Raw genomic sequence first — 11392 nt, forward strand, 5'->3', positions numbered from 1 at the left:
CCCCGGTCCTGGGGCAGCGACCCGCGCAGCGACGGATCGTGGGGGCTACAGCACCCTGTTGAACCAGAACAGCGACAAGCCCGCAGACAACAGAACCAGCACCGCCGCCGCCAGCGCCAGCAGGCCCGAGACCTCGGTCTCCTTCTTCTCCACCGTCAGCCGCGTGCTCAGCGACTCGTACACCTGCTGGAGGTTCTCGGCCGTGCCGGCGTAGAAGTACTCGCCCTTGGTGTCGCGCGCCACCGCCTTGAGCGTGTCCTCGTCCAGCCGCACCCGCATCGACCAGCCCTCGAAACCAATCACCTCGCCGTCCACCGTGCCCACACCCACGGTGTAGACGCGCACGCCGCGGTCGGCCGCCATCTTGGCCGCCTCGTCCGTGTCGACACCGGTGGTGCGCTGGCCGTCGGTCAGCAGGATGATCGCGGCCGAACCGTAGGAGCCCGGCGGCACTGGCTCGAACGGTTTCTTCTCGGTCTGCGGCTGGTCGATGGCCCGGCCCTGCGGCGCGAACGGGTCGTTGCTGGCACGGCCGTAGGTCACACTGGCCAGATCGACTTCGCCCGGAAACAGCTCGGAGAGGGCGACCACGATGGCGCTGCCGATGGCCGTGGCGCGCTGCAGCTGGAACTTGTCGATGGCGACGTTCAGGTCTTCGCGGCTGAGCGTGACCGGCTGCACCACCTGGGCCGAGCCGGCAAAGGCCACGATGCCCACCTTCACATGCCGCGGCAGCTCCTTGAGGAAGGCCTTGGCCGCGTTCTGCGAGGCCACCAGGCGGTTGGGCTGCACGTCGGTGGCGCGCATGCTGCCCGAGACGTCCATGGCCAGGATGATGGTCTGCTGGGTCGAGGGCAGCGTGACGGTGGCCACCGGTCGCGCCGCGGCCAGCAGCATGGCGGCAAACGCCAGCAGCAGCAGCAGGGGCGGGATGTGGCGCCGCCATCCGGTTGTGCGGCCCATGGCTTCGCGCACGATAGACAGGCTGGCGTAGCGCAGCGCCACCTTCTTGCGGCGGCGCAGGATCCACCAGTACAGCAGCACCAGCAGGGGCAGCACGGCCAGCAGCCAGAGGAACTGCGGCCAGAGGAAGTTGACGGGCAGGTCCTTCATGCGGCGGCTCCGGAAAGCGTGGGCGCGAGGTGGGCGGGCCGGCCCTGCCACAGGCTGCTGCGGCGCTTGCGCAGGTCCACGAAACGCAGGATGGCGTCGGCCAGGTCGTCGCCGGTGGACAGCTCCAGCGTGTCCACGCCAGCGCGGCCCAGGCTCTCGCGCAGCGTGGCCTCGCGCTGCGCGGCCAGGCGGGCAAAGCGCTGGCGGAAGCCCTTGTCGGCGGTGTCCACCATCAGCTGCTCGCCGGTTTCGGCGTCGCGGATGGGGATCATGCCAAGGTCGGGCAGTTCCAGCTCCAGCGGGTCCAGCAGGCGCACCGCCACCACGTCGTGGCGCCGCGCCAGCTCACCCAGCGGCTTCTCCCAGCCGGGCTCGCTGATGAAGTCGGACACCACGAACACCGTGGAGCGCTGGCGCACGCTGAGCGTCGCGGCGTGCAGCAGGTCGGCCAGGCGGGTGGCACCCGCTTCCTTCGTGCCACGCGGGGGCGGCGCCGAGGCATCGGCGCCGATGAGCTGCAAGAGCCGCAAGACCTGCAGGCGCCCGCCGCGCGCGGGCAGCACGGTGTCGACCGCGGCACCACCGCGCGCGCCATAGAGCATCGCGCCGACGCGGTTGCCGTGGCGGCTGATCAGGCGCGCCAGCACGCCGACAAAGCCCTGCAGCAGCTCACGCTTGCGCTGCTCGCCCGAGCCGAAATCGACCGAGGGGCTGAGGTCCAGCAGGAACCAGGCGGCCATCTCGCGGTCCTCGGTGAACACGCGCACGTGCGGCGTCTGCAGCCGCGCGGTGACGTTCCAGTCGATGTGGCGCACGTCGTCGTGGTGCTGGTATTCGCGCAGGTCCGCCAGGTCCAGCCCGGTGCCGCGCATCAGCGTGCGGTGGTCGCCCTGCAGCAGGCCGTCGAGCCGTTTCAGGACCGTCCATTCCAGACGCCGCAGCAAGGCTTCCGTGCGCCCGCCGTCGTCCACCGGCAGATCGGCCGGTGGCGGTGGCGCCTTTCGCTTGAACAGGCTCAGCAGCATGGCGGTGCTCCGGTCAGGCCACCTTGCGCTCGTGCTCCAGCGGCTTGGCCGGGGCCGGCACCGCCTTCATGATGCGCTCGATCAGGGCGTCGCTGCTCAGTCCTTCGGACAGGCCTTCGTAGGACAGCACCACGCGGTGGCGCAGCACGTCGGGCACCAGGGCCACCATGTCCTCGGGCAGCGCGTAGCTGCGGCCGCGCAGCAGGGCCAGCGCCCGCGCCCCTTCGACCAGGCCGATGGTGGCGCGCGGACTGGCGCCGTAGGTGATCAGGCGCCCCACGTCCTTGAGCCCGTGCCTCTCGGGCGTGCGTGTGGCCGACACCAGCTTCACCGCGTACTGCACCAGTGAAGGATCGACATACACCTCGCGGCACTGGGCCTGCAGCGCCGCCAGCTGGTATGTGGTGGCCACGGCGTTGACCTGCACCGCCGGGCCGGTGACGCGCTCGACGATGACGTACTCCTCCTCGTCGGTCGGGTAGTCCACCAGCACCTTCATCATGAAGCGGTCCACCTGCGCCTCGGGCAGCGGGTAGGTGCCTTCGGTCTCGATCGGGTTCTGCGTCGCCATCACCAGGAAAGGCTCGGGCACACGGTGCGTCTCGCCGGCGATGGTCACCTGCCGCTCCTGCATCACCTCCAGCAGCGCGCTCTGCACCTTGGCCGGCGCGCGGTTGATCTCGTCGGCCAGCAGCAGGTTGGCGAACACCGGGCCGAGCGCGGTGGAGAAGTCGCCCGTCTTCTGGTTGTAGATGCGCGTGCCCACCAGGTCGGCGGGCACCAGATCGGGCGTGAACTGGATGCGCTTGAAGCGGCCCTGCACAACGTTCGCCAGGGTCTTGACCGTCAGTGTCTTGGCCAGGCCGGGCACGCCCTCGACCAGCAGGTGCCCCTGCGCCAGCAACGCAACCATGACGCGCTCCAGGAACCGGTCCTGCCCGACCACCACGCGCTTGACCTCGTAGAGGATCTGCTCCATGAGCTGGGCGGTGTCGGGGCTGGTGTGGTCGCTCATGAAACGCTCCTTGGTGTCAGAAGGGAGGAAGTCCGGCGGCGGAGGCCGCGCTCTCGATGGGCACAGCAAAACCGATGCCCAGGAAGGTCCGGGCGCGGGTCGGGTTGAGGATGCCGGTGACCACACCGACCACCTCGCCATCCATGGTGACCAGCGGTCCGCCGGAGTTGCCGGGGTTGGCGGCGGCGTCGAACTGGATCAGGTTGTCAATCTCCTGCGTGCCCTCGGGCGACTTGAAGGAGCGGCCCAGGCCGGAGATCACGCCGGCCGAGGTCGAGGGGCCGATGCCGAAGGGGAAGCCCACCGCCACCACCTCATCGCCGGGCACCAGGTCCGCGGTGGTGCGCAGCGTGGCCGCGTGCAGGTCGTCGGGAATGGTGTGGGCCTGCAGCACGGCCAGGTCGTGCTGGGCCTGAATGCCCGCCACACTGGCCCGGGACTCGCTGCCGTCGGCGAAGGTCAGCTTGATGCCCTGGGCGGACTGCACCACATGCAGATTGGTCAGGATGATGCCCTCGTCCTGGATCACCACCCCGGTGCCCACGCCCTGCTCCACTTCCTCGCCCTTCTTGTCCTTGTCGTAAGCCACCACACGCACCACGGCGGGGCGGATCTTCTCGGCGGCGCGCGCGGCGCGCGAGGGCAGGTTCTGGGTGGTGAGGGTGCGCAGGACGGCGGCGTCGATGTCCTTCTGTGTCAGGGCCCTGGGCGCCTTCGCGGACTGCTGCCACCAGAGACCGCCCAGCAGTGCCAGCACCAGCAGCCAAGCACTCCAGATCACGCGGTGGTCCCGGCCGGCGCCGGCCAGCCGCTGGCGCCAGTGCGGCCGGGGCGCTGCGGGTGCCGGTGCCGGTGGCGCCTCGCCCTGGACCACATCGCTCTTCACCCGCGCCGCCTCCGGCGCTGGGCCGGGGCGGGCCGATCGGCTGTAGAGCGGGGTCTGGCGCATGGCGGACTCCTGATGCGCCCGGCGCGGGCGCGTTGAACGGATGATGCCGGTTTGCGGCGCCGGGCTCAAGCGCCCAGCAACTGCCTCAACACGTAGGGGAGGATTCCGCCGGCCCGGAATTGGTTCACTTCCACCGGCGTGTCGATGCGCAGCACCAGCGGACGGGTCAGGCGCGTGCCATCGGCGCGGGTCACCACCAGGGTGGCTTCGCTCAGCGGCCTCAGGTCGGGCCGGGGCAGCACGTCGATCTGCTCGTCACCGCGCAGGCCCAGCGACTCCCAGGAATCGCCCGGCGCAAACTGCAGCGGCAGCACGCCCATGCCCACCAGGTTGCTGCGGTGGATGCGCTCGAAGCTGCGCGCCACCACCGCCCGGATGCCCAGCAGCTGCGTGCCCTTGGCGGCCCAGTCGCGGCTCGACCCGGTGCCGTACTCCTCGCCCGCGAACACCACCGTCGGCACGCCGGCCGCGCGGTAGCGCATGGCCGCGTCGTAGATGCTCATCTTCTGGCCCTGGCCCGTGCCCTCGTGCTGGTAGAGCGTCCAGCCGCCCTCCTCGCGCGAGCCGTCGGGGCCAGCAGGCAGCATCAGGTTCTTGATGCGCACGTTGGCAAAGGTGCCGCGGATCATCACCTCGTGGTGGCCGCGCCGTGCGCCGTAGCTGTTGAAGTCGGCCTTCTGCACACCGTGGGCCAGCAGCCACTGGCCGGCCGGCGAGGCTTCGGCAATCGAGCCCGCGGGCGAGATGTGGTCGGTGGTGATCGAGTCGCCGAACAGCGCCATGACGCGCGCCGCGCGCACGCCGGGGTCGGTCTGTTCCGGCGCCTGCAGCGCGAAGCCGTCGAAGAACGGCGGCTCGGCGATGTAGGTGCTCTGGGGCCAGGTGTAGGCCAGCCCGTCCACGCCACGGATGCGCTCCCACAGCGGGCCCGGCTCGGTGGCAATGCGCTCGTAGTTCTCCCGGTAGGCCTTGCCGTGCATCGCGGCCTTCATCAGCGCATGCACCTCGTCGCTGGAGGGCCAGATGTCGCCCAGGTACACCGCCTGGCCCCGGGTGCCGAAGCCGACCGGCTCGGTCATGAGGTCGCGCAGCACGGTACCGGCGATGGCATAGGCCACCACCAGCGGCGGGCTGGCCAGAAAATTGGCCTTGAGCCGAGGATGGATGCGCGCCTCGAAATTGCGGTTGCCCGAGAGCACGGCCGCGCAGACCAGGTCGTTCCGGGCGATGGCCTCGCCGATCTCGGGCCGCAGGTCACCCGCGTTGCCGATGCAGGTGGTGCAGCCATAGCCGGCCAGGGCGAAACCCAGTTTCTCCAGGTACGGCAACAGGCCGGTTCTGGTCAGGTACTCGGTGACGACCCGCGAACCTGGCGCGAGCGAGGTCTTGATGTGCGGCTGCACCTTCAGCCCGGCCTCGACGGCCTTCTTCGCCAGCAGCCCGGCGGCCAGCATCACGCTGGGGTTGCTCGTGTTGGTGCAGCTGGTGATGGCGGCGATCAGCACATCGCCATTGCCGATGGTCAGCTTCTTCTGCGCCGCAGGCAGGGGCGGATCGGCCGGGGCGTGGGCGGTGGCGCGCGCGGGTTTGTTGGCCTCCATCTCGGCCACGAAGCGTGGTGCGCCAGGCGGGGTGGGCGTGGCGTTCTCGGGTGCCAGGGTGTCGGCCGGCTCACCCGGATCGGGCTGGTGGCGCGTGTGCAGCAGCGCCGCCGGCTGATTGAAGCCGTTTTCGGCGGCGGGCCGGCTGAACAGGTCGGCGAACTGCCGGGCCACATGGCCGAGTTCGATGCGGTCCTGCGGGCGCTTGGGACCGGCCAGGCTGGGCGTCACCTGCCCCAGGTCCAGCCGCACCACCTGCGAGTAGTGGATGTCGCCCGCCGCCTGAGAGGCCCCCGCGGCCCCCGGCACACCGAACAGGCCCTGGGCGCGGAAGTAGGCCTCGAAGGCCTCGATCTCGACGCTGCTGCGGCCGGTGCCTCGGAAGTAGTCGATGGTCTTGCCGTCGACCGGGAAGAAGCCCATGGTGGCGCCGTACTCGGGCGCCATGTTGGCGATGGTCGCGCGGTCGGGCAGCGACAGCGAGGCCGTGCCCTCGCCAAAGAATTCGACGAACTTGCCCACCACTTTGTGCTGGCGCAGGATCTCGGTGACGGTGAGCACCAGGTCGGTCGCGGTGCAGCCCTCGCGCAGGCGGCCGGTCAGCTCGAAGCCCACCACATCGGGCGTGAGGAAGGCCACTGGCTGCCCCAGCATGGCGGCCTCGGCCTCGATGCCGCCCACACCCCAGCCCACCACGCCGATGCCGTTGATCATCGTCGTGTGGCTGTCGGTGCCCACCAGGGTGTCGGGGTAGTAGAGCCCGCCCTTGAGGTGCACGCCGCGCGCCAGGTGTTCGAGATTGACCTGGTGCACGATGCCGAAGCCCGGCGGCACCACGCCGAAGGTCTCGAAGGCCTGCATGCCCCACTTGAGGAACTGGTAGCGCTCCTTGTTGCGCTGGAATTCCAGCTTCATGTTCAGGTCCAGGGCGTTCTTCGTGCCGTAGTGGTCCACCATCACCGAGTGGTCCACCACCAGGTCCACCGGCACCAGGGGTTCGATGCGCTTCGGATCGTGGCCCAGGCGCTGCGCGGTGCTGCGCATGGCGGCCAGGTCGGCCAGCAGGGGCACGCCGGTGAAATCCTGCAGCACCACCCGCGCCACCATGAACGGGATCTCGTCGGTGCGGGGTGCGTTGGGCTGCCAGTTGGCCAGCTGCGACACCTGCTCCGGCAGCACCTTCTCGCCGTCGCAGTGACGCAGCACGCTCTCCAGCACGATGCGCAGCGACACCGGCAGCCGGCTCACATTGGGGAACTGCTGCGCCAGGGCAGGCAGCGAATAGAAGCGCCCCGACTTGCCGGACGCGGTGCGGAAGGTCTTGACAGTGCTGGAAAACGGATGCTGGAAGCGGGTGTTCGGCACGGGGGCGTCTCCTTGGAATACGCGGCCCATTGTGGTCAGGGCGAATGCCTGTGCGGGGCGCGCGGGTATCCGGCAAGCACACAACCGGTCGATGCGGGACAATCCACACCCTGATGAAAGCCCCCGAACTGCTCCTGCCCGCCGGCTCGCTGCACCGCATGCGCGCCGCCTACAACTTCGGCGCCGACGCCGTCTACGCCGGCCAGCCGCGCTATTCCCTGCGCGCGCGCAACAACGAATTCCGCCTCGAACAGATTGCGGAGGGCATCGCCGAGGCGCACCAGCGCGGCAAGAAGTTCTTCGTCACCAGCAACCTGATCGCCCACAACGACAAGCTGCGCACCTACCTGCGCGACCTGCAGCCGGTGGTGGAACTCAGGCCCGACGCGCTGATCATGGCCGACGCCGGCCTGATCATGCTGGTGCGCGAGCAGATGGAAAAAGGCCTCTGGCCCGAGGTGCCGATCCACCTCTCGGTGCAGGCCAACACCACCAACAGCGCGGCGGTGAAGTTCTGGCAGAAGCAGGGCGTGACCCGCATCATCCTCAGCCGCGAGCTGAGCCTGGACGAGGTGCAGGCGATCCGCAACGACTGCCCGGACATCGAGCTGGAAGTCTTCGTGCACGGCGCGCTGTGCATCGCCTATTCGGGCCGCTGCCTGCTCAGCGGTTACTTCAACCGGCGCGACCCCAACCAGGGCACCTGCACCAACGCCTGCCGCTGGGAATACAAGACCCAGGCCGCGACCACCGACACCGACACCGGCGACGCTGCCCCGGTGGCTAAGCTCGACGGCTTCAACTTCGCGCAGGAAGACGAGGAAGCCGCCAGCGCCTTCTCGACCACCGGCAGCGGCCAGCGCCACCCCGAGGCCAACAAGGTCTGGCTGATCGAGGAAGCCGGCCGCCCCGGCGAGCTGATGCCCATCATGGAAGACGAGCACGGCACCTACATCATGAACAGCAAGGACCTGCGCGCCGTCGAGCACGTGGGCAAGCTGGCCGCCATGGGCATCGACTCGCTCAAGATCGAGGGACGCACCAAGAGCCACTACTACGTGGCGCGCACCGCGCAGGTCTACCGCCGCGCCATCGACGACGCCGTGGCCGGCAAGCCGTTCAACCCCGAGCTGCTGCTCGAACTCGAAGGTCTGTCCAACCGCGGCTACACCGGCGGCCTGATGGAGCGCCGCCCGGCGCAGGACTACCAGAACTACATCACCGGCCACAGCGAAAGCCACCGCAGCCAGTTCGTGGGCGAGGTGCTGCAGGTGCGCGAAGACGGCTGGGCACAGGTCGAGACCAAGAACCGCTTCGCCGTCGGTGACCGGCTGGAAGTCATCCACCCCAGCGGCAACCGCGTGGTGCAGCTGGACGCCATGCGCAACCAGGACGGCGAGGCCATCGACGTGGCCCAGGGCAGCCCCATCAAGGTCTGGGTGCCTCTGGCGGCGCCCAGCGAAGGCGCGCTGATCGCCCGGTTGATCGCCTGATTGGCTTTCAGCGCGCCGCGTCGCGGAAGAAGGCGGTGCGGTCCTCGTCTGCCGGGTGCGAGGCGAAGCCCAGGCCCCAGAAGCCGCCCATGTCCTCATCGCCGTCGGAGCCCGTCTTCTGCTCGGCCTTGCACACCGGCGCGCTGCCCGCCGGCACGGGTTTGAGGATGTCGTCGCCGCAGCGCTTGAACAGCGCAAAGCGCTCGAACAGCCGGGTCATCACCGCTGGCGACAGACCCGCGTCGCGCAGCACGGTCACGCTGTAGGCGTCGGCCTCGCGCTCGGCCTCGCGCGAGTAGTGGGCCTGGCCCAGCCAGAGCGGTACCGTGGCCAGCACGCCGCTGTAGTCGCCCCAGAGCGTCGAGGTGACGAAGCCCAGCACGCCCACCTGCACCAGCATGCGCACGCCATGCCGATGCTGCACATGGCCCAGTTCGTGCGCCAGCACGCCCGCGATCACCTCGGTGTCGTGCTGCAGCAGCCGCGCCATGTCGTCGGTCAGCAGCATGGTGCCGCCCGGCAGAGCCAGCGCGTTGGGGCCGATGTCCTCGCTGGCGCGGATCAGCAGGCGCGAGGGCCGCACCGCCACGCCGCGCGCTGCCTGGGCCGCCGTGTGCGCGCGCAGCACCCGCTGCCAGGCCTGCTCGATGGCCTGTTGCTCCTGGGCGCTCAGCTGGCTGGGCTTCAACAAATCGTCGACCTGATCCAGCACCGTCTCGCCGATCTGCTGCTCGACACCTTCCGGGAAGCGGTCGGCCACCGCACGCGCCGCCCAGGGCAGGCCCCAGACGTAGCCCGCCGCGCTCACCGCCACCAGCAGAAGCAGGCTGGCCAGCACGCCGCGCCAGCTCTGCTGCAGCCGCACCACCACCGATTCCACGTGACCCGCATCGCGGACCCAGGCGTCCCAGGCCGCCGCGTCGTCGGACTGGATGCTGCCGCCGTCGGGCAGCTGGGCGATGCGGGGCCCGCGCCGCGTGCGCTCGGGCCATTGCACCCGCCGGGCCTCGATCGTGCGGTCCACGTCCGGCCCCTTCAGGTGCAGCCGGCCCGCTGCGAGCGTGGCCTGCACCCCACGTGGCCGGCTGCTGCGGCCGTCGAAATAGCGGACCGTGAGGCCCCGGTTGGCGGGCGGGGTAGAGGCATCCATGCGGGTCGTGTTCAGAGGCCCACGTCCAGACCGAAGAAATCGCCGGCCGCGTCACCCGCCGCCTCGGCGGGCCGATCATGTTCCGCAGCCAGCAGGGCCTGCATGTCGGTGACGGTGCGCACGTGCACCGCCTCCAGCCGCAGGCGCGCCATGGCCACCTTGGCGAAGGGCCAGTACAGCCCCAGGGTAATGCCGATCAGCAGCCCGTTCTTGACGCTCAGCCAGAGCATGTCGCGAAAACGCAGCTGGCTGATGAAGCGCATCTGGCCATTGCCGGTCTTGGTCCAGACCAGGTTCTGCAGGCGGGTGGTGATCCAGGGACCGATGCCCAGGAACATGAGCACCCAGAAGCCGACCACCAGGACAGGCAGCACCCACATCATCTCGCCCAGCAAGCCGCCCAGCGCGTCGGCGCTGCCGAAGCTGGTGACGACGTACAGCGCGATCAGCCCCATCACCCCGGCGAACAGCAGGAAGGGCTTGATCGCCAGCAGGTAGAACGAACCCACGCTGGCGCGGAAATCGGTCTGCAAGGGGCCGAGCGCGTAGTGCCGGTGCTGGTAGGCCTTCATGCGCCACAGCAGCCACGGCAGCGTCAGCACCAGCAGCACAAACGCCCCACCGAAGGACGCCATCACCCATTCGGGCGGGGCCTGCTCCGGGTCTTCGGGGATGGCAAAGGTCAGCAGCACCATCGGCAGCACCACCAGAAACGGCGGCAGGTGCGCGAGGTAGGCGTCGCGCAGCGAGCCCACGAAGCGGAACCGCAGGCCCCGCCAGCTGGTGTTGCCCATGCGGAAGGCCATCGACGAGCGCCACAGGGCGGGCCACAGCGCGGCCAGCGCCACGAAGGCCACCAGGCTCGCCACGGCGGAGAAGCTGCTGGCCCAGTTGTAGAGCACGAACAGCACCCCGACCAGCGCCCAGCCCTTGAACATCTGTTTGGGGTCGCCGTGAAAGCCCAGCGGATCGCCGTCGACCAGGGTGTTGCCCCAGAAGTAGCGCTGCCGCCGCACCTTGGCCCAGGGCCAGTACAGGCCCAGGGTGACCAGGAGCAGCAGCAGGTTGACGATCCAGATGCGGAAGTACTCGCTGCCGGAGCCGGTGAATTCGATGGGCAGGCGGCGGACGGTGGCGACGGTGGAAGGCTCGACGTGGTTGTCGTTGAAGGGCATGTGACAGCGGGACAGTGGTGACAGACGCGGCATTGTGCCCGCCCGCCACCCGCGTCCCGCCGCGGCTGTCGCCTCCTGGAACCCGCCCGGCGGGCCGAGGGCTCAGGCCATCGCCAGGCCCTGCGCCCGGCGGGCACCGGCCCACTCCAGCTCGGCCATGACCAGCACCAGCAGCGCCTGCACCAGCACCCAACCCAGGCCCAGTACGGTCAGCGGCAGGCCGGCACCGAAGGCCAGCCAGAGGCTCGCCGCGACCCAGGCGAAGTTGCCCGCCGCCAGCAGCCTGACGCCGCCAGCCGGGGGTTCGGCCCGGCTCGCGAGCCAGCCGGCCAGTGAGGCCGCGCCGAACACGACCAGCGCCGCCACCTGCAGCCAGGCGGCCGGAATGCCGGTCCAGCCGGACAGCGGTTCGGACAGCGCCAGATGGGACAGGCCCATGCCCAGGCCGCTGGCGGCATCGAGCCAGAGCACGCGGCGCAGGGTGGAAGCAGAGATGGTGAACATGG

General features: G+C 69.8%; 9 protein-coding genes. 1 reads left to right on the plus strand and 8 read right to left on the minus strand.

All coding sequences use genetic code 11. From position 1 onward, the window contains the following. Window positions 1–45: 45 nt before the first annotated feature. The 5 genes from DD542_RS22140 to DD542_RS22160 all read right to left on the minus strand — a co-directional run bounded on the left by DD542_RS22140 (window position 46) and on the right by DD542_RS22160 (window position 7068). On the minus strand, window positions 46–1113 hold the full coding sequence (locus tag DD542_RS22140; protein ID WP_066149801.1) for a VWA domain-containing protein: 1068 nt from the start codon (window positions 1111–1113) through the stop codon (window positions 46–48). After that, on the minus strand, window positions 1110–2138 hold the full coding sequence (locus DD542_RS22145; protein ID WP_127807094.1) for a DUF58 domain-containing protein: 1029 nt from the start codon (window positions 2136–2138) through the stop codon (window positions 1110–1112). The genes DD542_RS22140 and DD542_RS22145 overlap by 4 nt, the downstream gene beginning before the upstream one ends. A gap of 13 nt (window positions 2139–2151) precedes the next feature. Further along, on the minus strand, window positions 2152–3153 hold the full coding sequence (locus tag DD542_RS22150; protein ID WP_127807095.1) for a MoxR family ATPase: 1002 nt from the start codon (window positions 3151–3153) through the stop codon (window positions 2152–2154). A gap of 16 nt (window positions 3154–3169) precedes the next feature. Continuing rightward, window positions 3170–4102, minus strand: a complete 933-nt coding sequence (locus DD542_RS22155; RefSeq protein ID WP_127807096.1) for a trypsin-like peptidase domain-containing protein — start codon at window positions 4100–4102, stop codon at window positions 3170–3172. A 65-nt stretch (window positions 4103–4167) separates the two neighbouring features. Continuing rightward, complete coding sequence (locus DD542_RS22160) at window positions 4168–7068, minus strand: aconitate hydratase (RefSeq protein WP_241559623.1); 2901 nt, start codon at window positions 7066–7068, stop codon at window positions 4168–4170. A gap of 113 nt (window positions 7069–7181) precedes the next feature. Here DD542_RS22160 and yegQ point away from each other — a divergent pair, with 113 nt between their 5' ends. Beyond that, window positions 7182–8561 (plus strand): tRNA 5-hydroxyuridine modification protein YegQ, encoded by a 1380-nt coding sequence (gene yegQ / locus DD542_RS22165; RefSeq protein ID WP_127807098.1) that lies wholly within the window; start codon window positions 7182–7184, stop codon window positions 8559–8561. Between the two features lie 7 nt (window positions 8562–8568). On the opposite strand, the gene DD542_RS22170 is transcribed toward yegQ, so the two are convergent. The 3 genes from DD542_RS22170 to DD542_RS22180 form a co-directional block, all read right to left on the minus strand. Next, window positions 8569–9711 carry a M48 family metallopeptidase gene (locus DD542_RS22170; protein ID WP_127807099.1) on the minus strand — a complete coding sequence of 381 codons (1143 nt, stop codon included), beginning with the start codon at window positions 9709–9711 and terminating at the stop codon, window positions 8569–8571. 11 nt (window positions 9712–9722) lie between these two features. Then, a complete protein-coding gene (locus tag DD542_RS22175; RefSeq protein ID WP_164868456.1) occupies window positions 9723–10886 on the minus strand; it encodes a YjgN family protein in 1164 nt (387 codons plus the stop codon). A 102-nt stretch (window positions 10887–10988) separates the two neighbouring features. Continuing rightward, on the minus strand, window positions 10989–11390 hold the full coding sequence (locus DD542_RS22180; RefSeq protein WP_127807101.1) for a hypothetical protein: 402 nt from the start codon (window positions 11388–11390) through the stop codon (window positions 10989–10991). Window positions 11391–11392: the final 2 nt, after the last annotated feature.

The organism is Hydrogenophaga sp. NH-16, from assembly GCF_004006415.1.
In the GTDB taxonomy this organism is placed as follows: Bacteria; Pseudomonadota; Gammaproteobacteria; order Burkholderiales; family Burkholderiaceae_C; genus Hydrogenophaga; species Hydrogenophaga pseudoflava.

What these genes read in the sequence shown, in the direction of transcription:
- yegQ (WP_127807098.1), top strand. Translation starts at nt 7,182, where the DNA reads ATGAAAGCCCCCGAACTGCTCCTGCCCGCCGGCTCGCTGCACCGCATG.
- DD542_RS22140 (WP_066149801.1), bottom strand. Translation starts at nt 1,113, where the DNA reads ATGAAGGACCTGCCCGTCAACTTCCTCTGGCCGCAGTTCCTCTGGCTG.
- DD542_RS22175 (WP_164868456.1), bottom strand. Translation starts at nt 10,886, where the DNA reads ATGCCCTTCAACGACAACCACGTCGAGCCTTCCACCGTCGCCACCGTC.
- DD542_RS22145 (WP_127807094.1), bottom strand. Translation starts at nt 2,138, where the DNA reads ATGCTGCTGAGCCTGTTCAAGCGAAAGGCGCCACCGCCACCGGCCGAT.
- DD542_RS22170 (WP_127807099.1), bottom strand. Translation starts at nt 9,711, where the DNA reads ATGGATGCCTCTACCCCGCCCGCCAACCGGGGCCTCACGGTCCGCTAT.
- DD542_RS22155 (WP_127807096.1), bottom strand. Translation starts at nt 4,102, where the DNA reads ATGCGCCAGACCCCGCTCTACAGCCGATCGGCCCGCCCCGGCCCAGCG.
- DD542_RS22180 (WP_127807101.1), bottom strand. Translation starts at nt 11,390, where the DNA reads ATGTTCACCATCTCTGCTTCCACCCTGCGCCGCGTGCTCTGGCTCGAT.
- DD542_RS22150 (WP_127807095.1), bottom strand. Translation starts at nt 3,153, where the DNA reads ATGAGCGACCACACCAGCCCCGACACCGCCCAGCTCATGGAGCAGATC.